Origin of the sequence: Stenotrophomonas sp. MH181796 (genome assembly GCF_009659995.1) — a bacterium.
Lineage (GTDB): Bacteria > Pseudomonadota > Gammaproteobacteria > Xanthomonadales > Xanthomonadaceae > Stenotrophomonas > Stenotrophomonas riyadhensis.
Window position 1 is genome coordinate 607134 of record NZ_RAHU01000002.1, and the last position, 26438, is coordinate 633571.

Sequence of the window (26438 nt, forward strand, 5' to 3'; positions counted from 1 at the left end):
AGCCATGTCGGGGAAACAGCCGATCGAGGTTCTGCTACGCCCAGCGGTGGAGCTATACACCGTCGCAGCGTGTGCAGGCGCCGCGTTTCTGTCCCTGGTGGCCCCGTGGTCGCTCGCGCTGAGCCCTGCCATGGGCGTCGGCAGCGCCCTGGCGTTCGGCGCCTACGGCGCGATCCGCTACCGCGACGCTCGCGTCATCCTGCGTTACAGGCGCAACATCCGCCGCCTGCCGCGCTACGTGATGACAAGCAAGGATGTGCCCGTCAGCCAGCAGCGGCTTTTCATCGGGCGCGGATTCCTGTGGGAGCAGAAGCACACCCATAGGCTCATGCAGACATACCGGCCGGAGTTTCGCCGCTACGCGGAGCCGACACCGGCCTATCGCCTGGCGCGTCGGCTGGAGGAACGGCTGGAATTCGCGCCGTTCCCGCTGTCCCGGCTCTCCGCTCTCACGGGCTGGGACGTTCCTTTCAACCCTGTGCGCCCGCTGCCACCTGTAGGTGGCCTGCCGCGGCTGCATGGCATCGAACCCGACGAGGTGGACGTCAGCCTGCCGCTGGGTGAGCGCGTCGGACATTCGCTGGTGCTGGGCACGACGCGCGTGGGCAAGACGCGGCTGGCCGAGCTGTTTGTGACTCAGGACATCCGTCGCAAGAACGCTGCCGGCGAGCACGAGGTCGTGATCGTTATCGATCCCAAGGGCGACGCGGATCTCCTGAAGCGGATGTACGTCGAAGCCCAGCGCACAGGCCGTGAAGGCGAGTTCTACATCTTCCATCTCGGTTGGCCGGAAATCAGCGCCCGCTACAACGCGGTAGGACGCTTCGGTCGCATCTCGGAAGTCGCCACCCGTATCGCAGGGCAACTCTCCGGTGAAGGCAACAGCGCGGCCTTCCGGGAGTTCGCGTGGCGCTTCGTCAACATCATTGCCCGCGCTTTGGTGGAACTGGGGCAGCGCCCGGACTACATGCTGATCCAGCGGCACGTCATCAACATCGACGCACTGTTTATCGAGTACGCCCAGCACTACTTCGCCAAGACCGAGCCCAAGGCCTGGGAGGTGATCGTCCAGATCGAGGCCAAGCTCAACGAGAAGAACATCCCGCGCAACATGATCGGGCGCGAGAAGCGCGTGGTCGCGCTGGAGCAGTACCTCTCCCAGGCGCGCAACTACGACCCGGTGCTCGACGGCCTGCGCTCGGCAGTTCGGTACGACAAGACCTACTTCGACAAGATCGTCGCATCGTTGCTGCCGCTGCTGGAAAAGCTCACCAGCGGCAAGATCGCCCAACTCCTGGCCCCGAACTACTCCGACCTGACCGACCCGCGCCCGATCTTCGATTGGATGCAAGTCATCAGGAAGCGCGCCATCGTCTATGTGGGACTGGACGCGCTGTCCGACGCCGAGGTTGCCGCAGCGGTCGGCAACTCCATGTTCTCCGACCTGGTTTCGGTCGCGGGTCATATCTACAAGCACGGGATCGACGATGGCCTGCCTGACGCTTCGGCTGGCGCGCGCGTGCCGATCAACGTCCATGCGGATGAATTCAATGAACTCATGGGTGACGAATTCGTGCCGCTTATCAACAAAGGCGGCGGCGCCGGGCTGCAAGTCACCGCGTACACGCAGACCCTCTCGGACATCGAGGCCCGTATCGGCAACCGCGCGAAAGCTGGCCAGGTGATCGGCAACTTCAACAACCTGTTCATGCTGCGCGTGCGCGAGACGGCCACCGCCGAACTGCTGACGCGGCAGTTGCCGAAGGTCGAGGTCTATACCACCACCATCGTCTCAGGGGCGACCGACAGCTCGGACATCCGTGGCGCGACGGATTTCACGTCGAACACCCAGGACCGCATCAGCATGTCCAGCGTGCCGATGATCGAGCCATCGCACGTAGTCGGCCTGCCAAAAGGCCAGTGCTTCGCGCTGCTGCAAGGCGGCCAGCTTTGGAAGGTTCGCATGCCGCTGCCGACACCAGACCCGGATGAAGTGATGCCGGCGGATCTGCAGCAACTGGCCGGATACATGCGCCAGAGCTACAGCGAGGCCACGCAGTGGTGGGATTTCACTAGCTCCCCTGCCTTGCAGGATGCGGCCTTGCCCGATGACCTGCTGGACGATGCTGCTCCAGCCGAGCCTGCTGCGGTGGCCACCGACACCGACCACAGTACCGACGAGGCCGCGCCATGAAGGACGCCGCCTCGACCGCGCAGCGGGAGCAGAACCAGCGCCAGGGTCTGATCGTCGGCACCATCACCTTGCCATTTCGCCTGCTCGGGGTATTGATTGGCTCGCTGCTGTTCTCGATCGTGGTGGAGTGCGTCGGCATGCACCTGTTCTGGAAGGATCAGGGCTGGCGCCATTCCCAGCAGATGTTGCAGTACGAGCTTGGGCACCTGTCCAGCCACTTCACGCGCAGCGTGGTCGTGCAGGAGCCAGGGCGCACGGCGCACGAGTTGGTGGATACAGGCTACGAATGGGTGTTCGTTCGCTCGGGGCTGCTGGCGCGCATGAGCCAGACCGCCGAGCGCGTCCGCGCGCCCAGCCACGAGCAGACGCGCAACTTCCGCTACTACATCAGCCAAGTCTATGTCTGGGCCGAGAGCTACCTCATCGCCGCAGCCTTCACGACGCTGACCTTCCTGGTGCGCCTGCTGGTCCTGGTGCTCACGTTGCCACTGATCTTCACGGCCGCTTTCGTCGGTCTGATTGACGGTCTGGTGCGACGCGACGTGCGCAGGTTCGGCGCGGGCCGCGAATCCGGGTTCATCTACCACCGTGCGAAAGCCAGCCTCATGCCGCTGGCCGTGCTGCCGTGGATCACGTACCTGGCGCTGCCGATCTCGGTGCATCCATTGCTGATCCTGTTGCCGAGCGCCGCCTTGCTGGGACTGGCCGTGAGCCTGACTGCGGGCAGCTTCAAGAAGTACCTCTAGCAGATCAATCCGGTCATCTGCAGGTTCCTATTGTTTGCGGCCTGAAACAGCCCCGATCTCCACGATCGAGCCATTGCTGATCACACAGGAATGGCGCGATGTTGGCTCCGATCTGGCTGCGCGCCGCGCATCGCGGCGTGCCCACTTTTCTCGTGACGGCCCTTGTACTGGGTCAGTCCTCGATGGCGTTGGCCGAGTCCCCGGCGCAGCGTCAGGAGTTGGTCGCAGCGCTGCGCCAGCTCGACGCGCTGGAGCGCACCGTCGCCGACAGCGCTACGCATGCCCCCATCCAGCCGGGCGAGCGCTACCACTTCGATTACCCGAGGCTGCTGGCTGACCTGGCGCGCGTGCGCGCCGGCATCCAGGCCCATCTCACACCGTCGCGCGCCCAGCCGCGCGACGCCTCCGAACTGATCGGCGACTACCGCACGGAGCGGATCGTCCCGCCATCACCGCCGACGACCACGGAGGGCAAGCCATGAACGGCGCCCAGGTCTCGGCATTTCAAGCCAACAGCGGCATCGCGCCTTCAGCGATGGCGACCGTCCTGGTCGGCGTCGTGTTCGCGGTCCTGCTCGTCTGGGGCGTCTGGGCCATGCGAACGGCCTACGTGGGGTGGTCCGAAAGCCGCCTCAACCAGCGCCAGTTCCTCGGCGTCTGCATCCGATTCGTCGCGATGTACCTCGTCCTGACTTTCTTCCTCCTCTCCTGACCTGAAAGGCATGACCATGCAAAACCGCATCCTCACTTCCCGTCTTGCCCAGCGCGCCACCGTGGCCCTGGGCACCGCAGCGCTGCCCGCGCTGTCGTTCGCGCAGGGTCTGCCGCAGTTGGAGAACCCGACCCGCGGCACAGGCAACGGCATCATGGAAACGATCCGCAACTACGGCTACGACATCATCATGCTCGTGGCTCTGCTGGTGGTGGCGTCCATGTTCATCGGCGTGTGCTACCACGCCTACGGGACCTACGCGGAAATCCACACAGGCCGCAAGACGTGGGGCCAGTTCGGCCTCACGGTCGCCATCGGCGCCGTCCTGCTCGTGATCGGCATCTGGCTGCTCACCGAAGCCACCGGCATCCTGTAAGCGAGGCCGGTATGTCCGAGCAGCAGCACGTCCGTGCGGACGGGACGGTCACGTTCCTTCCGCACCGGCTCAATCGACATCCCGTTGTGGTGCGCGGTCTCACCGCCGACGAGCTGTGGATCTGCTGCGGCCTGTCCGGCGCCGCCGGTCTGCTGGTCGGCGCACCGCTGTCGTGGGTGTTCCGCACGATCGCGCTAGCACCCACGTTCGTCGTCCTGGGCGTGGCCTTCGGCGTGTTCATCGGCGGCGGCATTCTTCGCCGCCTCAAGCGCGGGCGTCCCGACACCTGGCTGTATCGGCAACTGCAATGGCGCATTGCCACACGCCATCCGCTGATGGCGGGCTGGGTAGGCGGCCATGTGCTGATCTCGCGCTCCGGCTTCTGGACCACCCGAAGGAGCGCACGATGAGCCGCTTCAAGAACGAGATCACCCACCTGCAGGCGCACATCAAGACGCTTCGCCTGGGTGCTGGCGCCCTGATCATCGTCGCCCTGGTCATGGGTGGCGGCTGGTGGAGCGCTCCCCGCGATCTGACCATCCACGTTCCGCCTGACCTGCGCTCCGGCAGTACCAGGAAGTGGTGGGAAGTGCCGCCCGAATCGGTCTATGCGTTCACGTTCTACGTGTTCCAGACGCTCAACCGCTGGCCGACGAATGGCGAAGAGGACTACGCGCGCAACCTCCACACGCTCTCGCCGTACCTCACCCCATCCTGCCAGGCCTTCCTGCGCGCGGACTACGACTACCGCCGCAGCACGGGCGAGTTGCGCCAGCGCGTGCGCGGCATCTACGAAATCCCCGGCCGCGGCTACGGCGACGACCCCACGGCCCGCGTACGCGTGGTTTCCGACCGCGACTGGGTAGTGACGCTGGACATCACCGCCGACGAGTACTACGGCGCCGAGCAAGTCAAGCGCGCTCTGGTGCGCTATCCCGTGAAGGTCACGCGGGTGGACGTCGATCCTGCCCGCAACCCGTTCGGCCTGGCGCTCGACTGCTATGAGGGCGCGCCCCAGCGCATCAGCACGCCGGAGCCGACGCGCCCGGCGTCTGGTGGCCTGTCTCCGCAAGCGCCCCAAGGAGAAACCCCATGAAGCATCCTGTACTCACGCTGCTGGGGCTGTTGGCCGTGGCCGCGGCTCCTGCTGTCCAGGCGGTGGAGATCCTGCGCTGGGAACGTATGCCGTTGGCGGTGCCGCTGAAGGTCGGCCACGAGCGCATCGTGTTCATCGACCGCAACGTCCGCGTGGGCGTACCTGCGGGCGTCGGCGAGCGCCTACGGGTGCAGAGCGCGGGCGGCGCGGTGTACCTGCGTGCTAGCGAGCCGATCGAGCCCACGCGGCTGCAATTGCAGGACGCCGACACGGGCGCGCTGATCCTGCTGGACATTGCGGCGGAGCCAGCCAAGGACGGCGAAGCCGAGCTGGAACCAGTGCGCATCGTCGAGGGCAACAGCACCCCGGCGCGCTATGGCGATCAGCCCGGCGATGACAACGAAGCTCCGGCGCGCGCCCAGGACCAGGCCGGCGCGCGAGCGGCGCGACGCGAGACCCCGGTGTCGGTTGTCCTGACGCGCTTCGCCGCACAGAACCTCTACGCGCCGCTACGCACCGTGGAGCCGCTGCCGAGCGTCATGCGGGTGAACCTGCGCAGTGGCCTCGACCTCGGCACGCTGATGCCGACGCTGCCCGTGCGCGCGGTCGCGCTCGCGTCATGGCGTCTGGAAGACCAGTGGGTGACCGCCGTGCGCCTGACCAACAGCAGCAGCGGCTGGATCACCCTGGACCCGCGCGTGCTGCAAGGCGATTTCCTCACCGCCACCTTCCAACACGAGGCGCTTGGCCCGCGCGGGACGCCCGAGGACACGACCGTCCTGTACCTGGTGACGCGCGGGCGTGGCCTTGCGCAATCGCTGCTACCAGCGGTCAACCGCTTCGACCCGGCCGTGCATCTCCCGCAACCGGAAGCCGGTTCCCAGGATGGCACCGACCGCAAGGAGGTCCGCCATGCGCAGTAATGGACTCCTGAAGTGGCTGATGATCCCGGTTGCCGTGCTGGTGCTGTTCGTCGCCATCCGGCTGTTCTCGGGAGGCAGCACTTCGGCACCACCGACCGCGGATGCCGGCGCCAAGCTCACGCCAGCGGAAATGAAGGCGCTGGGCATCGAGGGCGATACCCCGCGCGACACCGTGGCGACGCTCGTTGCCCAAGTGAAGCAGTTGCGCACCGAGCTTCAGACCGCGCTCTCGGACAACAAATCCCAGCGCGAAGAAAACCAGCGACTGCGCCAGCGCGAGAACTCCATTGACCAGCGCATCAATTCGGCCCTCGACTCCGAGCGCACCAACCTGCGTCGCGACCAAGAGCAGGCAGCCAGCGCGCGCCAGCAGACCGAAGGACTGCTGGCCGACCTGCAACGGCGCCTGGACAGTATCGGCGGACGTGGCGGCGGCCATGCCGACCTGCCGGTGGGTCTGGGGCTGCGTGACGGCGACGAGGCCGGCATGGAAGGCGGCGTGCGCTGGGTCGAACCCGACGATGCGAGGAAAGCCGAGGGGCGCAACAGCAGTCGTGGCACGGGTAGCGGCATGAGCTTCCCGACGAGCTTCGGCCCCGCGCAGAGCACGTTGGAAACCACGGCCGAAACCGTGGCGAACGCGGGCGCACGCGCCGCAGGCGTGAAGAGCGCCAAGGCGGTCTATACCGTACCGACCAATTCGACACTGATGGGGTCGGTGGCGATGACGGCGCTGATCGGCCGCGTGCCGATCGACGGAACCGTCAACGATCCGTACCCCTTCAAGGTGTTGGTCGGACAGGACAACCTGACCGCCAATGGCATCGACATTCCCGACGTGGCCGGTGCCGTGTTCAGCGGCACCGCATCGGGCGACTGGACGCTCTCGTGCGTGCGCGGCCAGGTACGCAGCATCACCTTCGTCTTCCACGACGGCACGATCCGCACCATCCCCGAAGACCGCGACGGCAACCAGCAAAACAACCAGCAGCAGAACTCTCAAAGTGGAGGCCTGGGCTGGATCAGCGACCCATACGGCATTCCCTGCGTCAGCGGGGAGCGGCGCAGCAACGCCCAGCAGTACCTTGGCTCGCAAGCCCTGATTACCGCCGCCGGTGCCGGCGTCGCCTCGCTGATCGACAGCGACAGCGGCCAGATGTCCTACGTCGGCGCCGACGGCTCCATCGGCAGCGTCGGTATCTCGGGCAATGAAGCCGTGGGCCGCATCCTGGCCGGTGGCGTGCGCGACATGGCCGACTGGGTGAACAAGCTGTACGGCCAGGCGTTCGCCGCTGTCTATGTCCAGCCCGGCGCGAAGGTCGCCGTCCACCTCGAAAAGCCGCTCGCCATCGACTTCGATCCCGAAGGCCGCAAGGTCGATCACCGCGCAGGAGAAAGCCATGCTCTCGAACTTGAATAAGGCCCTGGCGCTGGCCCTCGCCGTCGCGGTGCTCGGCGGCTGTGCCACCAGCAAGGAAAAGCTGCTCCCCCACGGCGACAGCACGATGATGGACATCTGGCAGCAGAACGCCGGTGACGGGGGTGGTGGCGCCGGCCAGGTGGCGCGCAGGCAATTGCTCGATGCACGCCAGAGCCTGCGCCGGCCGCTGACCGAGGCCGACGTGGAGGCCGCGCCCACCGAGCAGATGCGCTACACGCGCACGGCGCGCAACGAGGTCTATCGCCAGTTCCACCGCCTGCCGAACCCCGATCTTGTCATGTATGTGTACCCGCACCTGGCGGGCACCGATCCCGTGCCGGTTCCGGGCTACACGACGGTCTTTCCCCTGTACCAGCGAGTGCAGTACGCCATGCCGGGCGAGCGCGTGGAGGACTACTGATGCGCTGGAAACTCCCCTGGCCGAAGCTGGCTGCATCCGATGGTGGCAATGACGAGCAGCCGGACGGCTGGCAGCGCCACGTCGAGGCGTTGCGCCAGGCCGGCATTGCCGAACCCGGAGCGACGGTCCAGGGCCGCAGGCCGGCGACCGTGGCGGACGAGCAGGCGATGTACGACGTTGCGCAGTCATTCGCGGAGCTGCTGCCGTGGGTGGAGTTCCTGCCGCCGTCGAAGTCCATGCTGCTGGAGGACGGGCAATCGGTCGCGGCCTTCTACGAACTGGTCCCGCTAGGCACCGAAGGTCGGGAGCCGGGCTGGCTCGCTCATGCCCGCGATGCGCTCGAAAACGCGCTCCAGGACTCGTTCGATGAGCTGGATGAGAACCCGTGGGTGCTCCAGCTCTATGCACAGGACGAGCCCAGCTTCGACCAGTACATGCAGACGCTACGCGACTACGTGCAGCCGCGCGCCCGCAGCACGGCCTTCACCGAGTTCTACCTCCGCTTCTTTGGCCACCACCTGCGCGCGGTGGCCAAGCCCGGCGGACTGTTCGAGGATACGGTGGTCACGCGGTTGCGCTGGCGCGGCCAGACGCGGCGCGTGCGCATGGTGGTCTATCGCCGGGCCGCCGGGCAGGCGAACCGCCGCGGCCAGACACCCGAGCAAATGCTGAACATCGTCTGCGATCGCCTCTGCGGCGGCTTGGCGAACGCCGGCATCCAGGCCCGGCGCATGGTCGCGGCCGATGTTCACGACTGGCTGCTGCGTTGGTTCAACCCACGCCCCACGATGCTCGGGCCCGGCGCAGAGGAGCGAGAGCGCTTCTATGCGCTGGCCCGCTATCCCGACGAGGTGGAGGAAGGTGAAATCGAGCTGGCGAGTGGTCGGGACTTCAGTCAACGGCTATTCTTCGGTCAGCCTCGCTCCGATGCCGAGCACGGCACCTGGTACTTCGACGGTATGCCGCATCGCGTACTGGTCACCGACCGGCTACGCATGCCGCCCGGTACGGGGCACCTGACCGGCGAAACCCGCAAGGGGGACGCTATCAACACGCTTTTCGATCAGATGCCCGAAGACACTACGATGTGTCTGACCATGGTGGCGACGCCCCAGGACATCCTCGAATCGCACCTGAATCACCTGGCGAAGAAGGCTGTCGGCGAAACACTGGCATCGGAACAAACGCTCAAGGATGTGCAGGAGGCACGCTCGCTCATCGGCAGCGCGCACAAGCTCTACCGCGGCACGCTGGCCTTCTATCTGCGCGGACGCGATGAAGCCGAACTTGACAGGCGCGGTCTGGACCTCGCCAACGTGATGCTCAACGCGGGGTTGCAGCCTGTGCGCGAGGACGATGAAGTCGCGCCGCTCAACAGCTACCTGCGCTGGCTACCGTGCTGCTACAACCCTGCGCAAGATCGACGGAACTGGTTCACCCAACTGATGTTCGCCCAGCATGTGGCGAATCTCTCGCCGGCGTGGGGTCGCAGCCAGGGTACGGGTCATCCGGGCAACACGTTCTTCAACCGCGGCGGCGGGCCGATCACGTTTGATCCACTGAACCGCTTGGACAGGCAGATGAACGCCCATCTGTTCCTGTTCGGCCCCACCGGCTCGGGCAAGAGCGCAACGCTCAACAACCTCTTGAACCAGGTCACGGCCATCTACCGGCCGCGGCTGTTCATCGTGGAGGCCGGCAACAGCTTCGGCTTGTTCAGCGACTTCGCAAAGCGCCTGGGTCTGACCGTGAACCGGGTCAAGCTGGCTCCTGGCTCGGGCATCAGCCTAGCGCCGTTCGCCGACGCTCGCCGGCTGATCGAAACGCCCGGCAACGTGCAGACGCTGGATGCCGATGCACTGGATGAAGAATTGCCAGCCGATTCCTCGGTCATGGAGGAGGACGAGCAGCGCGACGTGCTGGGTGAACTGGAGATCACGGCACGGCTGATGATCACAGGCGGCGAGGACAAGGAAGAAGCCCGGATGACGCGGGCCGATCGCTCGCTGATCCGCCAGTGCATCCTCGATGCCGCCGAGCACTGCGTGGCCGAGAAACGCACGGTGCTCACGCGCGACGTGCGCAACGCGCTGCGCACGCGCGGCCAGGACCCGACGCTGCCCGAGATGCGGCGCGTGCGGCTGCTGGAGATGGCGGACGCGATGGACATGTTCTGCCAAGGCACGGACGGCGAGATGTTCGATCGCGATGGCACGCCGTGGCCCGAGGCCGACATCACGCTGGTGGATCTCGCGACCTATGCCCGGGAGGGCTACAACGCGCAGCTCTCCATCGCCTACATCAGCCTGATCAGCACGGTGAACAACATCGCCGAGCGCGACCAGTACCTGGGCCGTCCGATCATCAATGTGACCGACGAAGGCCACATCATCACGAAGAACCCGCTGCTTGCGCCCTACGTTGTAAAAATTACAAAAATGTGGCGCAAGCTAGGGGCCTGGTTCTGGCTGGCTACACAAAATATCGACGATCTGCCGCGTGCCGCGGAGCCCATGCTCAACATGATTGAGTGGTGGATCTGCCTGTCGATGCCGCCCGATGAGGTCGAGAAGATTGCACGCTTCCGCGAACTCTCGCCCGCGCAGAAAGCGCTGATGCTCTCGGCGCGCAAAGAAGCGGGCAAGTTCACCGAGGGCGTCATCCTTTCCAAGAGCATGGAAGTGCTGTTCCGCGCCGTGCCGCCCAGCCTGTACTTGGCGTTGGCGCAGACCGAACCCGAAGAGAAGGCCGAGCGCTACCAGCTCATGCAGCACTACGGCTGCACCGAACTGGAAGCGGCCTTCAAGGTGGCCGAGAAGATCGACCAGGCGCGCGGCATCGAGTCGCCGGCCTTGGAACTGTCGTAAGACGGAGAACGCCATGGAACAGAAACGTCCTTCCATTCCGATGCAGGTCCAGGCGTTCCGCCGCCGCAACGGGCGACCCCGCTGGCCTTGGGCATTGGCTGCTGTGCTGGTCGCGCTGCTGCTGATCTGGCTTGTGTCGAGGTCGCCCGGCGAATCCCCGCCGCAGCCGCCCACGCCGGTCAGCATGGCACCGGTGGCCGGGCCGCCCTGGCTAATGGGCAACCCCAAAGGCCGTTTCACGCTGACGCTCTATGCCGACCTGGAGTGCCCGTTCTGCCGGGAATATTTCCCGCAGCTCAAGCGGTGGATCGGCAACAACACCGACGTGGCGCTGCAATGGCACCACCAGCCGCTGGCCGAGCACGAGCCGGCCGCGTCAGCCGAGGCACGCCTAGTGGAATGCGCTGCCGAAGCAGGTGGGCATGTCGCGTTCTGGCAGGCGATCGAATGGGTCTATGCCCACACGCGCAGCGACGGCCAGGGCTTGCCCGATGGCTTGCGCTACCCCGAATCGACGCCAGCCGTCGAGCAGTGCATGGCAAGCGAAAGGCCCAGTGCGGCTATCCGCGCCCAGGCTGCGGAAGCCACCAAGAGCGGCGTAACCGCCACGCCGTCGCTGCGCCTGCTCGATCGCCAAACGGGCCAGGCCATCCTGCTGCAGGGGCCGATCGAGGGCGATGCCTTGCTGTCAGCCATGGACATGCTGGCGGCTGACGGTCCGACCAGCACACCCACATCCGAAATGCCTGCCGACGTCGTCGGCGACATGCCCAGGTAGCCCCGGTCTTCAAGGCTACGGCGCAGTCCTCTGCGCTGACCGCGACTCGTTCGCCTTGCATCCTGGCCGCGAACGGTCACCCCAATCGCGGTGATGGATGCATCTTTTCATTCTCATCCCCAGGAGGGCTTGCCCTCGGGGGCGCGCGCCCTCCGATCTCACCGTCTGGAGGTTCGCCATGTCTTTCGCCATCAATGACTCCTGTGTGGAGTCGCTTTCCGCCGTAGCTGCCCAACACGAAGACTGGATCATCCAGCAGGCCATCGTGCTGCTGGAAAAACGGATCTTCAAAGCTGGACCATGCCTCAGCCGGCCGGCCGCCGTGCGGGACTATCTGCGCGTGAAACTGGTCGCTGAACCCAACGAGATATTTGCCGCTGTGTTCCTGGATAGCATGCACCAGGTGCTGGCCTACGAGCCATTGTTCAGGGGCACGATCAACTCGACTTCTGTTTATCCACGTGTCGTCGTACAGCGTGTGCTGGAGTTGAACGCCGCCGCGGTGATCTTCGCGCACCAGCACCCCTCGGGCATCTCCGAGCCGTCGAGCGCGGATCGTGTGCTGACCCAGCAACTGCAGGCCGCGCTGGCGCTCATCGATGTACGGGTACTGGATCACATCATCGTAGGCCAAGGTTCCCCGTTCTCCTTTGCGGAGTCAGGCCTGCTGTAACGGTCGCATTGCTTCATTGATCCTCGCGGAGGCTTCGGCCTCCGTTTTTTTATTTCACCATGACTCCAGCACCGAACTTCGCTGGACTACGCCATAGTCTGATACAGCAGGTTTATCAATAACTTAGGCGGATTCATCATATGCCGGTGCTTTCTGAAACTTGACCCGGCTTCCACCCGCTTGGCTCCCAACAGGCTCCTGGAAATCGGGTTTTCCGAGGAGTCATCATGGCGAAAATCAAACTCACCAAGTCCGCAGTCGATGCGGCACAAGCCCAAGCCCAGCCAGTCGAACTGCGCGATACCCTGGTTCCTGGCTTCCTGTGCAAGATCACCCCGGCAGGCCGCAAGGTGTTCATGCTCCAGTACCGCACGAACGCCGGAGAGCGGCGCAAACCTGCCCTGGGTCTGTACGGTGAGCTGACCGTCGAACAGGCCCGGTCGCTGGCACAGGAGTGGCTGGCGCAAGTGCGCCGGGGTGGCGACCCTGCTGCAGAGAAGGCTGCAGCGCGTCAGGCACCCACGGTCAAGGAACTCTGCATCAAGTTCATGGAGGACTATTCCAGCCAGCGTAACAAGCCGAGCACGCAGGAAGGCTATCAGAGCGTCATTGATCGCAACATCATCCCGATGCTTGGCCGCATGAAGGTGCAGGATCTGAAGCGGCCTGACGTGGCTTCGATGATGAAGAAGATGGCCCACAAGCCCGCTGATGCGAACCGCACGTTCAGCGTGATGCGCAAGATGTTCAACTTGGCAGAGGTATGGGGCTATCGCCCTGACGGCACCAACCCATGCCGCCATGTACCCATGTACCCGAACGGCAAAGCGACTCACCTCATCAGCGACGAGGAAATGGGCAAGTTGTTTCGCTACCTTGACCAGTTAGAGGCTGAAGGGCTGGAGCATGTTGTGATCCCGTTGGCCATCCGCCTGCAATTCGAGTTTGCCGCTCGCCTTTCTGAGATCGTCTCACTCCAATGGGATTGGATTGATCTGGAAAACCGGCGGGTGGTGTGGCCTGACAGCAAGACAGGCGGTATGTCCAAGCCCATGAGCGAAGAAGCCTATCGGCTTCTTTCGACGGCGGCTCGCAATGCTACGACGCCCCATGTATTACCGTCTCCGCGCCACCCTGATCGGCATTTGACCGACGGGGAGTATTACAACGGTTGGAGCCGCACTCTCAAAGCTGCTGGCGTGACGCATGTGGGTACGCACGGCATCCGTCACCGCTCGGCGACGGACATTGCCAATTCTGGCATCCCAGTGAAGGTCGGTATGGCTCTGACGGCGCACAAGACCGTGGCGATGTTCATGCGCTACGTCCACACCGAAGACAAGCCCGTGCGGGAGGCCGCCGAGTTGGTGGCGAACCGGCGCAAGGCGATCACCGGCGCTAAGCAATCCCCTGCGGAGGTGACGGGATGAGCAGGCGCAAGGTGTCCACCCCTTCACCAGCAGCGCCGAAGGCACTGTTGGGTGACATTCGGGCACTGATTGAGGCTGCGCACCAGCGCGCCGCCTCGGCGGTCAATGCCGAACTAACCTTGCTGTTCTGGCGCATCGGCCAGCGTATCCATACGGAGGTGCTGGCTGGGCAGCGTGCCGAGTACGGCGAGGAGATCTTGCCTTCCCTGGCCGAGCAGCTTGTCCGCGACTACGGGCGCAGCTTCGCGGACAAGAACCTGCGCCGGATGGTGCAGTTCGCGGCCACTTACCCCCAGGAGCCAATTGTCGTGACGCTGTCACGACAATTGAGCTGGTCACATTTCGTGGCCTTGCTGCCGCTGAAAGACCCCCTTCAGCGGGACTATTACGCTCAGATTGCGAGCACCGAGCGCTGGAGCGTGCGGACGCTACGCGAGCGCATCGACTCGATGTTGTACGAGCGCACGGCGCTATCCCAAAAACCGGAAGAAACCATCGCGCAGGAGCTGGCGACCCTGCGCGATGCAAAGCGCATGACCCCAGCACTGGTCATGCGCGATCCCTACATCCTCGACTTCCTGGGGCTGCGGGATAGCTGGCAGGAAAGCGACCTGGAGGCAGCCATCATCCGCGAAATGGAAGCTTTCCTGCTGGAGCTGGGCGCGGGCTTCTGCTTCGTTGCCCGGCAGAAGCGCATCCAGATCGACGACGAGGATTTCCACCTTGACCTGCTTTTCTACAACCGCAAGCTGCGGCGGCTGGTGGCGGTGGAATTGAAGATCGGCGAGTTCAAGGCAGCCTACAAGGGACAGATGGAGCTTTACTTGCGCTGGCTGGACAAGCACGAGCGGGAGCCGGAAGAAGCCTCGCCGCTGGGGATCATCCTTTGCACCGGCAAGAAGCGCGAACAGATCGAATTACTGGAACTGGACAAGTCAGGCATCCACGTCGCCGAGTACCTGACCAGCTTGCCGCCGCGAGCGGTGCTGGGCGATAAGCTGCAGCAGGCGACCGAGAGGGCGCGATTGCAGATCGAGCAGCGGGAGCCTAGCGAGAAGTCCTGACAGCAGCATCAGTGCGTCCTGGCGTACCGCCGTCGGGTTCGCGGGCTACGCCCCGCGCTTCGTGCCGAATCGCAGCCATCCGGCTTTGACCCCTGACGCCTTCGGCCCTCGTGGGCCTGCGCGCTCCGCTTGCCCGAAAGCCGACTGTGTGAAGTAAGTGGGTGTGGGCGGTCTTGCTGTTCCCTTCACCGTATCACGGCGTTCTCACCGTCAATGACTGCGCGTGCTAGCACGCTTGCGGCCTGTCGTCCGTCTTCGATCCCTGACTGCTTACGCTGCGCCGTGCTGGCCACGGTTCCGGGCAATTCCGCCCGAGCAACCGGAGCACGATCATGTCGCAACTGTCCTTTTCCTCGTTCGATGACGTTTTGCTGGTGCGTGACGCGCAGGGGCGCTACTTGCCGGCGTCGGTGGATCAAATTCTTGAAGCGGCACGCCAGGCCGTCGAGCTGAAGATGCAGCGTGGTGCTGAGTTCACTTCGCCTGCGCTGGTCAAGGAGTACCTGAGCAACAAGCTGTCAGGTTTCGAGCATGAAGTCTTTGCAGTGCTGTTTCTGGACACGCGTCACCGGCTGATCGAGTATCGGGAGATGTTCCACGGCACCATCGACAGTGCATCGGTGTATCCGCGCGAAGTGGTCAAGGAGGCGCTGCGGCTCAATGCGGCTGCGGTCATCGTTTCGCACAACCATCCGAGCGGAACCCCCGAGCCGAGCGCGGCTGACCGGGCGCTGACCCAACGGCTCAAGGAAGCGTTGGGTCTGGTAGACGTGCGCGTGCTCGATCACATCATCGTTGCGGGCAACGAAACGGCATCGTTCGCCGAGCGTGGGCTGATCTAGCCCAAGGGGCTTCGGCCCCTTTGTGCTGCACCTGGTGGCATAGCTATGCCCTCGCGGCCTGATGCTCAGGCCGTCGCAACCTGAATCATCTCGTCGTAATGTTTCTTGTCCACCTCTTCCAGCCACTGGAAGATGTGCCCGATGACGCTGTGGCTTTCGCCTGCTAAGTTTTCTGCGGATTCCTCAGTTATCTCAATAACGTCGCTATGTGAATACTTATTGATAAAGCGGTAGATTTTTTCTTTAAGCTCTGGTGTCGTGATGGTGCAATCTTTAAGGCCAGCCTCCATCAATTGACTAATGTCGCTTCGCCGCCTTGGATATTTGAAGGTGAAGAACGATTCAACAAGCTTTCGGGCGAGGTTAGCGGTCAAGAACGCCTCATCTCGATTGAGTGTCGTGTGGGCCCTGTACTCGTAGAGCTTCTTGAATATATAGTGGTACTCGGAACCGTAGTTCTTCAGTGAGTCGTCGGCATCCACAAGCAGGGAGTGACGAGGGGAGCCAGGTGGCGCATCTAGACGATAAAAGAAGCAATTCTCGGCATTGCCTTTTTTGACTCGATTCCTATTGGTGCCAGTGAACCAGTCTCTCACTAGCTTAAAGTACGTAAAGTTGTGAGTCAGTACAAAAAGTTGTTTGGCTTCCGTGCATTGCGTTCTCAGGAATGAATAGGCATGAAACAAGTGATTTGAATCAAAACTTGAAACTGGATCATCAACGACGACAATCGTGTCCTTGATGTTGTTTCCATTTTCCTTGAGCTTCGTGATGAAGTAGACAAATGCAATCGCAGTCTTCTCACCCTCACTCAAATTCCCGTCATGCTCACCAACTCCGTTTCTGATGATTTCATAACCCTTCTTCTTTTGATTGAAGCTCAGGCAAAGTTCAGAGCGGCCAATGAAACGATGCAAGATGTCATTGAATTCCTTCGCCCCGACCGTTTCATTCGATAGCAGCGCTTCTATGGCGCCGACCTCTCGACTAATTTTTTCAATTTCCTTGTAGTCGTTCTTTGCTTCTGACTCAAGGTCATTGCATTTCTTCTCGCTTCCAGCATAGTCAAATTCTTGCACTTCAGCCGCAGCGAAGTGAAGTTCCAGTGCCACCTTGCTTTTTGAGGTCTCAGATTTGAAATTTGAAGTCTTATTGTTGTGCTTTCCGACGAGAGCAGCAATCGACTTCAATATTTCATTGAAATTTGTGACATCATCTTCAACAACGTCTGTGACCAAAATGTCTGTCTTTGCAGGGTCTGTAATTTTAGCTTTCAGGGCTTCCCGCCATCCTTCGATCTGCTGGTCGATCTTCTCAGCAGCAGATGTGTATTCCTTCTGGAGCCTCTCTGCGTCGGCCGATAGTTCTTTATAAAACTCGGTCGCTGCGGGTAACTGATTGGCTGGAGCCCCTTGGGATTCAATCCACGTGGCGGCACTCTGAAGTCGGTGTTGAAAATCCGTAAACTCTTTACTGAAATGGGCAGCAAGAGCCTCAGCACGAAGCTGGGTGAACGGAGAGCCACAGAACTCGCAGGATTGCGAGTCATGGCTTTTATGGATCTCCAAGCCTGTTTGAACCCATTCGCGGATGTCTGGGTTATCAGTCAGCCGCTGGATAGCTTGATTGACCGCCGTAGTCCCAATCAAATCTCTGATGCGACCCGCCGCCTTCTTAAAATAGTCTGGCTCAATAACCGTTGAGGTGAACATGATGCTTGGCAACTGATCTGGCTTGGCGGCGTTCGTAAGGTCAATAACTTTGTCATCCGGAAGAACCGACTCGGCCTTGGTAATGGCCTCTCCGTTTTTCTGAATAAAACTAGAGAGTTTGCGGCGGTCATAATTCAAATAATAGCTATCGCTTGTATCAATCGCCTGAAGTCCTAGCTTCATCTTTTTAGCAGCATTGGTCAGAAACTTATCCAATGCCTCACGCTGTTTCTTGATATCGCCTTGCTTGTCGTCGAAAGCTTTCTTCTTCGACTGAAGCTCGCCCTTAAGCTTCTCCAACTTCTGTAGGTCATCAATCTTCTCTTTCGCAATAAGAAGGATGCTTTTTACAGACTTGTCCCAGTCAATGTTTTCATGCACGAAGCGTTGGTTGAAAACATGAATATTCAATTGGGATGAGTGAAGTGTGGCTTCGGTGATCGTTGAGCCGTCCTCCAAAGCGACTGAAAACTGCCCCGCGCTAAAACGAGGAACCATCGAGCGAAGCTCAAAGCAAGAGAAAAGATTCGATAGGGTTGACTTGCCTGTTCCATTCCAACCATAGACCAAGTTATACCGGCCGAACTTCTGAATCTTTGTTCCGTTGAAGTCGTTGAAGATGCCGAACTGCTTGAGACGGTTAATGCAGACGATCATTTTTGGAATCTCCCCATTCTTGCTTTGGCAACATTTTCTTGCAAAGACAATAATAAGCGAAGAGTGCCCTTGCGTCTCCGCTTCGCGGACCGCGCTGCTCCAGGTTCGCTACTCGCTCATCCCCGACGGGACTGGCATTCACCAGCCTTCCACATCCCTGACGCCTACGGCCCGGCTTCCAGCTTCGGGCCTGCGCGCTTCGCTTGCGTGCGGTTTGCACATAGCGGCGGCCGTTGCCATGTCCAGCCGTCTCTCCTGACTTCATCACCTTGCTCGCGACTGTAGCCCGTGGCCGCGTGCCATCAAGGCGCGTCAGGCCGTGTCCTCGGCTGCGCCTGCGGGCCGCACCTACCTGACACTTTTTTCCTTGACGGCCCACGTCCGTGGGCTCCTGACCGTCGCGGGCGATGAACTCAGGAAAGACGGTGGCAACAGGGCCAACCGGGTTCCTCGTGCCAACCGCACCGAACAGCCGAAAGGCTGGGCTCCGAATCTAGGAATCCGGTGTGCGGTTTGAACAGCAAACCCTTTTCGTCAGGAGAAAGACCATGCTTGCATCCCGTTTCGCTTCCCGTTCCCCGGTACTGCGCAGCGACTCCCCGCTGTCCGATGACCAGATTCACCGCGTGGCCCCGTCCATCTTTGCGGAAGCGCCCCACGAAAGCCGTTCCCAGCGTTACGCCTATATCCCCACCGCCACGGTGCTGACCGAACTGCGCAAGGAAGGGTTTCAGCCCTTCATGGTGACGCAGACCCGCACCCGCCACGAAGACCGGCGCGATTACACCAAGCACATGATCCGGCTGCGCCACGCCAGCCAGATCAACGCCCGAGGCGAGGCCAACGAAATCATTCTGCTGAACTCGCACGATGGCACCAGCAGCTACCAGATGCTGGCCGGCATGTTCCGTTTCGTGTGCAGCAATGGCCTTGTTTGCGGCAACACCGTGGCCGATGTGCGCGTGCCGCATAAGAGCGACGTGGCCGGGCAAGTGATCGAAGGTGCCTATCAGGTACTGCACGGTTTTGACCGTGCGCTGGAATCCCGCGAGTCCATGCAGGCCATCACGCTGGACGAAGGCGAGGCCGAAGTGTTCGCCCGCGCCGCGCTGTCGCTCAAGTACGACGACCCGGACAAGCCAGCCCCAATCACCGAATCGCAAATCCTGATGCCGCGCCGGTTCGACGACCGCCGCCCGGACTTGTGGATGACCTTCAACCGCATACAGGAAAACCTGACCAAAGGCGGTTTGTCTGGACGCAGCGCCAACGGACGCCGCCAGCAGACCCGCCCGGTGCAGGGCATTGATTCCGATGTGCGCCTCAATCGCGCCCTGTGGCTGCTGGCCGACGGCCTGCGCCAATTGAAAGCCTGATTTCCCTGCGCGGCAGGGGCAGGCAGCAACCCTTGCCGCGTCATTCGCTGCTGCATTCCATCATCGCAAGGAGTTTTCACCATGAACGCCATCAACCACACCGAAGCCCAAGCCATCCACGCCACGGCCAGCGCCGCGCCTGCCGTGCTGCTGGAAGCCGCCGACCCGAGCAAGAATCTGATTCTTGTGCCGCTGTCGCGGCTGGTATCGCGTCCCACGGGCCGCAACGTGCGCAAGACCCCGCGCATGTCGATTCCCGAACTCGCCGCCAGCATCCAGCGTGTCGGCCTGCTGCAAAACCTGATCGTGACCGCGACCGCTGACGGCGAGCGTTACGAAGTCGTGGCCGGAGGCCGTCGCCTTGCCGCCCTCAAGCTGCTGGCGAAGAAGCGCCGCATCAGCAAGGAATGGGAGGTGCCTTGCCTGCTGGTGGCCGATGGCACCGCCCGCACGGCCAGCCTGACCGAGAACGTGCAGCGTGAAGCTATGCACCCCGCCGACCAGTTCGAGGCATTCGCCGCGCTGGTGGCCGAAGGCCGACCCATCGAGGACATTGCCGCAGATTTCAGCGTCACGCCGCTGGTGGTGCAGCGCCGCTTGAAACTCGCCAACGTGTCGCCGCGCCTGCTGGCCGACTATCGAGCCGAGGCCGTGAGCCTTGACCAGTTGATGGCACTTGCCATCACCGACGACCACACCGCACAGGAAGCCGCGTTCTACGATGCGCCGACATGGCAGCGCAGCCCGCACAACCTGCGCGACCGCCTGACGGAGCGCGAGATTGATGCCCACCGGCATCCGCTGGTGCGCTTCGTTGGGCTGAATGCTTACGAGGCCGCAGGCGGTGGCACCCGCCGCGATCTGTTCGCGGAAGCCGATAGCGGCGTGTATCTGACCGATGCCACGCTGCTGGAACGGCTGGCGCAGGACAAGCTGGCCAGCCTTGCCGCCGAGGTGAAGGCCGAAGGCTGGGCATGGGTGGATGCCACCCCCGGCACGACCCATGCCGACCTGCAAGCCTTCCAGCGCGCCCCGAGGCAGCGCCGCAGCCCGAACAAGCGCGAAGCCCAACGCATCGAGAAGCTGCAAACCAAGATGCAGGCGCTGGCCGAGGCCGTGGATGCCGCCCTGGACGCCGACGATGAAGAAAAGGCCGACGCCTTGCAGGAGGAAGGCGAACACCTGGGCGAACAGTTGCAGGCGCTGGAAGATGGCTTGCTGGACTACGGGGAAGCCGTCAAAGCTGCCGCCGGGGCCATCGTCACCATCGACCGCAACGGCGAGGCCGTGATTCATCGTGGCCTGCTGCGCGAAGCTGAGGCCAAGGCGCTGCGCACGCTTGAACGGCTGCGGCAAGGTTTCGGCAGCGAAGCCGACAACGACGACGAAGGAGAGGAAGCGGACAACGCCCCCAAGACCGCCGCCATGTCCGACCGGCTGGCGCAACGCTTGAGCGCCCACCGTACCGCCGCGCTGCAAATCGAAGTCGCCCGGCATCCGCAGGTGGCGCTGGCCGCACTGGTGCATGGCATGGTGCAGACCGTCTTGCACGGCAGCTACTACGGCCACGACCTGCCGCTGGGCGTGAAGCTGACCCAGCAAGATCGGCTGGAAGGCATGGCCCCGGACTGGCCGGAATCGCCCGCCGCCGTGGCACTGCGCGAACTGCAACAGGTAGCGGGTGAAGCCTTGCCGGAGGACAGCGCCGAACTGTTCGCCGCACTATTGGCGAAGCCGCAGGATGAACTGGTGCGCCTGCTGGCCGTATGCGTGGCATCCACGGTCGATGTGGTGACGCCCCGCGCCACACAGCACCAGCCGGGTGCTGAACTGGCGCAGGCCGTGACGCTGGACATGGCGGCATGGTGGCAACCGACCGCCGAAGGCTATTTCCAGCATGTGCCGAAGGCCGCGATTCTGGACGCCGTGGGCGAATTCGCACCGGAGCACGTCACCCGGTTGGCGAAGTTGAAAAAAGGCGACATTGCCAGCGAAGCCGAACGGCTGGCCGATGGCACCGGCTGGATGCCTGCCATCTTCCGTGCCGAAGCCACGCAGCAGACCGTGCAGGAGGTGGTAACGGACGAGGCAGCCGAAGCCCCGGAGGAAGTCGCCGCCGTGGCGGATGAGCAGACGCAGGCCGAGGCACTGGCCGCCTGACCTTGCACCACAGATAGCGCCCCGGTTCCGGCCGGGGCGCTTCATGCCGAGGATTCCCCCATGAGCCACAACACCACGAACCGCCCACGCATGGCCGCGACCTACGCCCCCGGCACGGTGTGCGCCCGCCGCTGGCATGGCGATGGCGACGTGCGCGGCTACCGCCCGCCTTGCGGCTGGATAGCCCGCGCCGACCTGACCGACCTACACCCCATCACGGGCCGCGCCTTGCCGCGTGCCGTGTGGTGGATCATCGAAACCAAAGAATAGGGAGCAGCCCCGCGCCCAAGCCGTTCCGTCTTGGGCGCGGGGAATACCAAAAAACCGGGCGCGGCGGTGGCCGCGCCCGGTTTCAAGGCTCAAAGCCAAAACGCCCCTTTGCCGCCTTCGGTCAGGCGACAAAGGGGCCGCGCACAAGTCGCCTTGTGCGCAAAAGCCATTGAAGCCATGCAAGTGCAGCGGCGCACGCGCCGCCGACATTCCGACAGCACCTCGCCGCAATGGGCGGCGCTTGTGGGGCTACGCCCCGGCTTGCTGCGGCAGGTTGCACGAAAGCGTGCCATGCTCGACGCTGACGGTTCGTTGCCTGTGCGTCATGAAGGACGGTTCACCGACACACCACCTGGCCTCGATGTGGATCTTCCACGCCACGCATCAAGCATGTGGCCGCAAGTTGTGGCAGGAGCGTTCGTACCTTGTTGCTGGGGCATTGACCTGGCCGCGTCAGGGAACAAGCCGGTGAAGTTGTCATGCGAGGATGCCGAGTCGGCCATGTCTCCATTCGGGAGCGGGCGGCCCGTGCGTCCTTGGCTTGTCGTGAATCCTGGCGGTGGCGCGGCTGCGCCTTGGGCTTTATGACCACAACCTTGCGGCGAAAACAATTTCCCCTGCGCTGCGCGCATTCCTAGCGGGGCAAATTCTTTTCGCCTCCAGGTTCTCCACGTTGTTGCGACCGCTCCGCGGTGCGGCCAGCCCATCCCCCGCCGGGCGGATCACAACAAGGACGCACTGGCGCGACCTTGTTCAACCCGAAAGGAGAAATCATCATGGCTAACATCGGCACCCTCACCGCAGAGAAAGACGGCTTCACCGGCACGCTTCGCACCCTGACGCTCAACGTCAAGGTCAAGCTGGTTCCCAACGACAAGGGTGACAACGAAAGCGCACCCGACTACCGCCTGCAAGCGGCTGGCCACGACATCGGCGCGGCGTGGAAGAAGACCAGCGAGGCCGGACGCCCCTATGTGTCCGTGACGCTGGATGATCCTTCGTTCCCGGCAACGGTCTATGCCCGGCTGATCGAAGGCGAGGATGGCACGCACGACCTGATCTGGTCACGCAGCAAGCCCAAGGCGGCCTGACAGCCGCTCACCACGCCCCGCCGGTTACGCCGGGGCGTGGTGTTGCTGGATTGCTCAGGGCCGTTATGACGAATTACACGCCGTTTCTAGCGGATTTGATGTCGAGAAGGTTGATCTGGTCGATCTTGTCCTTGTGGATCACGATGGTCAGCTTCGCGGGATGTTTGAATCTCATCTCACTGATCCTGAACGTCCACAGCATTATCTTCAGAAGATCCTCGTCAGAAATGTTCTTGTGCCCTTTGATTCGCGTGATTCCTGAGCCGAAGATCGTGGTTGATACGCTTTTCTGAGCGTAGACATTGTTGACCTTGTCCCAAAAGTTGATGAGGAACTCAAGGTACTCCGGCATTGTTAGTATCGCTTTGTTGTTCTCGTCAAATTTGGAAAGTGCGGTCAGCAAGTAGTCTTTGTACAAGCAGATCGTGCCTATCTGATACCTTTTCTTCTTCCCCTGTTTCCTTGCTTCGTTCTCATCTATGACTTCTCTGTCGTCAAAGGCATATCCCTCGATGTAGCGATCCAGTTCGGACGTCGGTACGCCAAGATGCTTCTGAATAAAAATGCCATTGAGGGACGTATCACCAATCACCTTATTGTCCACCAAGGTGTCGAAGTACTCATTGAAGGCGATGGCCTTCAACCCTGGCTGCTGGAAGATGTCGCCGGTCTTAATCGCAACATCGCTGCCTTCGACATTGATGTTGATACTGTTCAAACTGTTCGACCGGAGCCATATCATCAAGTAGGTGAGGGCCAGTAGTGCCAAAAAAGCCCAGCCGACCTTAAGTTTCCATTCGGCAGGAATGTCAACAAAAAGAACTACGACTGACAGCGTGCCACTGACAACAGATGTGATTTCAAGAAATTTCTTGATGACCCGCTTATCAAAAAAGTTGACCTTCGCCATGATGAAAACCGTTCGCTCCAAGGTGTCAATTGATTATGGGTTGTATCTGTAGATACCCGGGGCCTTCTTAGTCCCCACCATGAACTCGCCATCCTGCAAAGATTTCTTGATGAGTTCCTTGTTCATTGGGACATGAAGCGTAGGGACTTTGCTCATCGAATCCCGGAAAATGGGCAGGCGTCCCCAGAGGTTTCTGACCCCCTCCTTCAATGATCCACTGACGAGAAGGCTTTCCTTGGTGGCGTACTCCGGGTAGACGACAATGATGGGGAGCCCTTGGTCATTGATGCCATAGTCGATTTCTTCCCGAAGGGCGCGGGAGTTCGTCGTGATTGAACTCAGTATGAGGATGATGTTTTTGGAGCTGCGAAGGCGTTCACGCAGTCTGGGTTTAAGTGTGCACTCCCAATCGCTGCCGTCGCGGACGCTGTAAGTTTTTGCATGAGAATCCACGAAGGGGAACGCTGCATCAGCGCCTTTCCACATTCTCAGGGTGTTGTAGTACTGAAAATCTTTAGTTGCATTGGCACCCAGCGCACTGGGATGGAACGGTTCTGCAACGTAAAAGGCTGTGTAATTCCCGTTTCGATACGCCATATCGTCTCTCAATCTCCATTTTGATTTAGTAGCGCCTCAAGCTCCTGTCGCACCTGCTCCAGCAATTGATCGGCCTTCTGCTCACTATCACCGGCATACGCCAGCGTCAGCAACGTGAGCGGATGAACCTTCATGACTTCGCACAGTTCGGTCAGCTTGTTTAGCGTTGGGCTTTTCAGGTCGCGCTCCAGCGAACTTAGATAGGTGCGGCTGGACACGTCCGAGAACGCCTCTTGGCTCAGGCCACGTGCTTTCCTGATCTTTCGCAACGCATCGGGCAGCGATGGCTTGAGCGTCGTCATTCTGGACTTTCCCCAAAATCCAGAATGACAACTCATTGCGCCCTATAGGACTACAATCTATAGTGTTCATTTCGTTTATTTGTTCTTTTACTGAAAGCCGCATTGGCGGTTTTCTTCAAAAGCGGAGAGCCTGATCCGTGTCTTTCCTGACTTCCGTGCATGTGCCTTCGTGCCTCTACGTCTCTGCGGATACGTGGGATTGCGCATTAGTGCTTTCGTTGGAAGGCGTGAAAGCGCCTCTGCTGCTCTGCAAGTCCGTGGACGTACAGCCATGACTCCGCTCATCACCGCCGACGAGCGCACGCGCCTGCTGTCCAACGGCCAGGCCCGCGCTGCCGGGCAGGACACCGACCCCCTGCCCGTGGTGCGCCTGTTCACGCCAGATGCGCATGCCACCTGGCTGCTAGCCTCGCTCGACCCAGCCGATGGCGATGCTGCTCACGGCCTGATCGACTTGGGGATTGGCATGCCTGCACTGGGAACGGTGAAGCTGTCCGACCTGGCCGCCATCGTCGGGCCGCGCCAGCAGCCCGTGATGCGGGATCGCTACTTCCAGCCCGTGCGGCGGCTGTCGGAATACCTGCGACTGGCCGAAGACAACGGCTCGATCACCGATTGAGCGCCACCGCCAAGCGGGGCGCACTGTGTCTATTTCGGTCTGGTTTGTGACCCGTTCGGTCTGAATCGGCAGTGTTGCACCGAAGCGGTGCGTGCCAGATCGAAACGGTCATGATGCCTGGCGCGGCCTGCGGCAAGCTGACCGACGCGGCATGCCATTGGAGTGCGTTGCCGCCGTCGCACTCGGACGATTTCAGCAACGCATCGGAGTTCATCGGTCTTGACACTGCCAGTTTACGCTTCACCCATGACGTTTTGACGATGGCCCCGTAGCACGCCGTTTCGCCGTGGCGACGCACCCCCAGCACAGGGAGGTTGCCGCATGGCCGATCGCAGTGCCGAGCCGTGGTATGCCACGGCGGCCTATCTCTACGTTCTGCATCTGGATAGCCCGGCGCTGGCCTGGGAGTACCTGCGCCGCCATCCCGACTACCGGCGCGACTGGCTCCGCCGTCGTCGCCAACCGGATGCTGCCGGGCATTGGGGGCTGCGCCTGCTGGAAGATCCCGCTCTGGATGCGCGAGACGCGCACCCGGCCTGGTTCCCCGATCACGATGCCGTGGTGCAGCTCTACCCAGATGCCGATCCACCGCCCGATGCCCTGTGCTTTGAGTTCTGGAAGCTGCCGGGCCACAAACACCTGATCCATGACGGCAAGCGCCTGGTGCTGGTGGCGCGCTGGCCTGGCTGCTGCCTGCGTTTCGTGCTCGCGCCAGGCTTGGCCGATGGCATGGCTTACGCCTATGCCATTCGAGCCTGCGCCGCGCCTTGCGAACGCTATGCGGCCCTGGCGAGCGAACTGAACAAGATCGCCGTAGCAGCCGGTGCCGTACCTGCGGCAACCGTCCGGCCACGCCCGCCGCTGTCCGCATTGCTGGAAATGCACACGCTGCAGGCGCTGGACGCGACCCTGGCGGGTGCGTCCTTGCGGGAGGTGGCCGAAGGGCTGTTTGGTGCGGATGCCGTTGCCGCCGACTGGCACGCCGACAGCGCTCTGCGCGCCCGCGTACGGCGGCTGGTGCGCCGGGGCGATGGGCTGATGCGCGGCGGTTATCGCCGTCTGGCACAGCTTCCGGCTGTCACTCCGTATGAGGGGGGACGTTTCGCATCCGCAGCAGAACGTCCCTGAGCAAGAGCCTCAAGTTTCTTGAGACTGCCTCCATCCGGCTGCGCTGTGTGGCCGGGCTTGATGGAGGTACATCC

Annotated in this window: 26 protein-coding genes; 22 read left to right on the forward strand and 4 right to left on the reverse strand. The window is 62.1% G+C overall.

Annotated elements, in window-relative coordinates:
* Nucleotides 1–4: 4 nt before the first annotated feature.
* The 16 genes from traD (at nucleotide 5) to radC (D5301_RS06920) (ending at nucleotide 15542) form a co-directional block, all read left to right on the forward strand.
* On the forward strand, nucleotides 5–2194 hold the full coding sequence (gene traD, locus D5301_RS06845; protein WP_033972370.1) for a type IV conjugative transfer system coupling protein TraD: 2190 nt from the start codon (nucleotides 5–7) through the stop codon (nucleotides 2192–2194).
* Nucleotides 2191–2940 carry a TIGR03747 family integrating conjugative element membrane protein gene (locus D5301_RS06850; RefSeq protein ID WP_033972371.1) on the forward strand — a complete coding sequence of 250 codons (750 nt, stop codon included), beginning with the start codon at nucleotides 2191–2193 and terminating at the stop codon, nucleotides 2938–2940. Before traD ends, D5301_RS06850 begins: the two co-directional genes overlap by 4 nt.
* Before the next feature lie 98 nt (nucleotides 2941–3038).
* On the forward strand, nucleotides 3039–3422 hold the full coding sequence (locus D5301_RS06855; protein WP_033972373.1) for an RAQPRD family integrative conjugative element protein: 384 nt from the start codon (nucleotides 3039–3041) through the stop codon (nucleotides 3420–3422).
* Complete coding sequence (locus tag D5301_RS06860; RefSeq protein ID WP_009459672.1) at nucleotides 3419–3652, forward strand: TIGR03758 family integrating conjugative element protein; 234 nt, start codon at nucleotides 3419–3421, stop codon at nucleotides 3650–3652. The genes D5301_RS06855 and D5301_RS06860 overlap by 4 nt, the downstream gene beginning before the upstream one ends.
* A 16-nt stretch (nucleotides 3653–3668) precedes the next feature.
* Nucleotides 3669–4028 carry a TIGR03745 family integrating conjugative element membrane protein gene (locus D5301_RS06865; protein ID WP_024308620.1) on the forward strand — a complete coding sequence of 120 codons (360 nt, stop codon included), beginning with the start codon at nucleotides 3669–3671 and terminating at the stop codon, nucleotides 4026–4028.
* Nucleotides 4029–4039: 11 nt separating this feature from the next.
* Nucleotides 4040–4438: a TIGR03750 family conjugal transfer protein gene (locus tag D5301_RS06870; RefSeq protein ID WP_009459668.1), complete on the forward strand. Its 399-nt coding sequence runs from the start codon at nucleotides 4040–4042 to the stop codon at nucleotides 4436–4438.
* Complete coding sequence (locus tag D5301_RS06875; protein ID WP_009459666.1) at nucleotides 4435–5124, forward strand: PFL_4703 family integrating conjugative element protein; 690 nt, start codon at nucleotides 4435–4437, stop codon at nucleotides 5122–5124. Before D5301_RS06870 ends, D5301_RS06875 begins: the two co-directional genes overlap by 4 nt.
* Nucleotides 5121–6047 carry a TIGR03749 family integrating conjugative element protein gene (locus tag D5301_RS06880; protein ID WP_033972374.1) on the forward strand — a complete coding sequence of 309 codons (927 nt, stop codon included), beginning with the start codon at nucleotides 5121–5123 and terminating at the stop codon, nucleotides 6045–6047. The genes D5301_RS06875 and D5301_RS06880 overlap by 4 nt, the downstream gene beginning before the upstream one ends.
* Nucleotides 6037–7467: a TIGR03752 family integrating conjugative element protein gene (locus D5301_RS06885; RefSeq protein WP_023464783.1), complete on the forward strand. Its 1431-nt coding sequence runs from the start codon at nucleotides 6037–6039 to the stop codon at nucleotides 7465–7467. The genes D5301_RS06880 and D5301_RS06885 overlap by 11 nt, the downstream gene beginning before the upstream one ends.
* On the forward strand, nucleotides 7448–7888 hold the full coding sequence (locus D5301_RS06890; RefSeq protein WP_029885961.1) for a TIGR03751 family conjugal transfer lipoprotein: 441 nt from the start codon (nucleotides 7448–7450) through the stop codon (nucleotides 7886–7888). Before D5301_RS06885 ends, D5301_RS06890 begins: the two co-directional genes overlap by 20 nt.
* Nucleotides 7888–10755 carry a conjugative transfer ATPase gene (locus D5301_RS06895; protein ID WP_029885962.1) on the forward strand — a complete coding sequence of 956 codons (2868 nt, stop codon included), beginning with the start codon at nucleotides 7888–7890 and terminating at the stop codon, nucleotides 10753–10755. The genes D5301_RS06890 and D5301_RS06895 overlap by 1 nt, the downstream gene beginning before the upstream one ends.
* A 13-nt stretch (nucleotides 10756–10768) precedes the next feature.
* Nucleotides 10769–11533 (forward strand): DsbA family protein, encoded by a 765-nt coding sequence (locus D5301_RS06900; RefSeq protein WP_029885963.1) that lies wholly within the window; start codon nucleotides 10769–10771, stop codon nucleotides 11531–11533.
* Nucleotides 11534–11711: 178 nt separating this feature from the next.
* The gene (gene radC, locus D5301_RS06905) at nucleotides 11712–12206 is read left to right on the forward strand and encodes a DNA repair protein RadC (protein WP_024007868.1); all 495 of its coding nucleotides are present in this window, start codon (nucleotides 11712–11714) and stop codon (nucleotides 12204–12206) included.
* 227 nt (nucleotides 12207–12433) lie between these two features.
* A complete protein-coding gene (locus tag D5301_RS06910; RefSeq protein ID WP_153855185.1) occupies nucleotides 12434–13636 on the forward strand; it encodes a site-specific integrase in 1203 nt (400 codons plus the stop codon).
* Complete coding sequence (locus D5301_RS06915; RefSeq protein ID WP_153855186.1) at nucleotides 13633–14700, forward strand: PDDEXK nuclease domain-containing protein; 1068 nt, start codon at nucleotides 13633–13635, stop codon at nucleotides 14698–14700. Before D5301_RS06910 ends, D5301_RS06915 begins: the two co-directional genes overlap by 4 nt.
* Before the next feature lie 332 nt (nucleotides 14701–15032).
* Nucleotides 15033–15542, forward strand: coding sequence for a DNA repair protein RadC (gene radC / locus D5301_RS06920; protein ID WP_153855187.1), 510 nt, complete (start codon nucleotides 15033–15035; stop codon nucleotides 15540–15542).
* A 65-nt stretch (nucleotides 15543–15607) separates the two neighbouring features.
* Here the strand turns inward: radC (D5301_RS06920) and D5301_RS06925 are convergent, their stop codons facing one another.
* Nucleotides 15608–17911, reverse strand: coding sequence for an AAA family ATPase (locus D5301_RS06925; protein WP_153855188.1), 2304 nt, complete (start codon nucleotides 17909–17911; stop codon nucleotides 15608–15610).
* A gap of 548 nt (nucleotides 17912–18459) precedes the next feature.
* Between D5301_RS06925 and D5301_RS06930 the strand changes: the two genes are divergently transcribed.
* The 4 genes from D5301_RS06930 (at nucleotide 18460) to D5301_RS06945 (ending at nucleotide 22808) form a co-directional block, all read left to right on the forward strand.
* Nucleotides 18460–19287 (forward strand): DUF932 domain-containing protein, encoded by an 828-nt coding sequence (locus D5301_RS06930; RefSeq protein ID WP_153855260.1) that lies wholly within the window; start codon nucleotides 18460–18462, stop codon nucleotides 19285–19287.
* A gap of 81 nt (nucleotides 19288–19368) precedes the next feature.
* Complete coding sequence (locus D5301_RS06935) at nucleotides 19369–21447, forward strand: ParB/RepB/Spo0J family partition protein (protein WP_153855189.1); 2079 nt, start codon at nucleotides 19369–19371, stop codon at nucleotides 21445–21447.
* A gap of 60 nt (nucleotides 21448–21507) precedes the next feature.
* On the forward strand, nucleotides 21508–21717 hold the full coding sequence (locus D5301_RS06940) for a hypothetical protein (protein ID WP_153855190.1): 210 nt from the start codon (nucleotides 21508–21510) through the stop codon (nucleotides 21715–21717).
* A gap of 776 nt (nucleotides 21718–22493) precedes the next feature.
* A complete protein-coding gene (locus tag D5301_RS06945) occupies nucleotides 22494–22808 on the forward strand; it encodes a DUF736 domain-containing protein (RefSeq protein WP_153855191.1) in 315 nt (104 codons plus the stop codon).
* A 73-nt stretch (nucleotides 22809–22881) separates the two neighbouring features.
* Here D5301_RS06945 and D5301_RS06950 read toward each other — a convergent pair whose 3' ends face one another.
* The 3 genes from D5301_RS06950 to D5301_RS06960 are packed head-to-tail and all read right to left on the reverse strand — an operon-like array spanning nucleotide 22882 to nucleotide 24617.
* Entirely contained in the window at nucleotides 22882–23718 is an 837-nt protein-coding gene (locus D5301_RS06950; protein ID WP_153855192.1) for a macro domain-containing protein, read from the reverse strand.
* A 33-nt stretch (nucleotides 23719–23751) separates the two neighbouring features.
* Complete coding sequence (locus tag D5301_RS06955) at nucleotides 23752–24315, reverse strand: hypothetical protein (RefSeq protein WP_153855193.1); 564 nt, start codon at nucleotides 24313–24315, stop codon at nucleotides 23752–23754.
* A gap of 8 nt (nucleotides 24316–24323) precedes the next feature.
* Nucleotides 24324–24617: a helix-turn-helix transcriptional regulator gene (locus D5301_RS06960; RefSeq protein WP_153855194.1), complete on the reverse strand. Its 294-nt coding sequence runs from the start codon at nucleotides 24615–24617 to the stop codon at nucleotides 24324–24326.
* Nucleotides 24618–24888: 271 nt separating this feature from the next.
* Between D5301_RS06960 and D5301_RS06965 the strand changes: the two genes are divergently transcribed.
* Together D5301_RS06965 and D5301_RS06970 are read left to right on the forward strand one after the other, a co-directional pair.
* Nucleotides 24889–25236, forward strand: coding sequence for a DUF2958 domain-containing protein (locus D5301_RS06965; protein ID WP_153855195.1), 348 nt, complete (start codon nucleotides 24889–24891; stop codon nucleotides 25234–25236).
* Between the two features lie 321 nt (nucleotides 25237–25557).
* Nucleotides 25558–26364, forward strand: a complete 807-nt coding sequence (locus D5301_RS06970) for a DUF2285 domain-containing protein (protein WP_153855196.1) — start codon at nucleotides 25558–25560, stop codon at nucleotides 26362–26364.
* Nucleotides 26365–26438 lie beyond the last annotated feature (74 nt).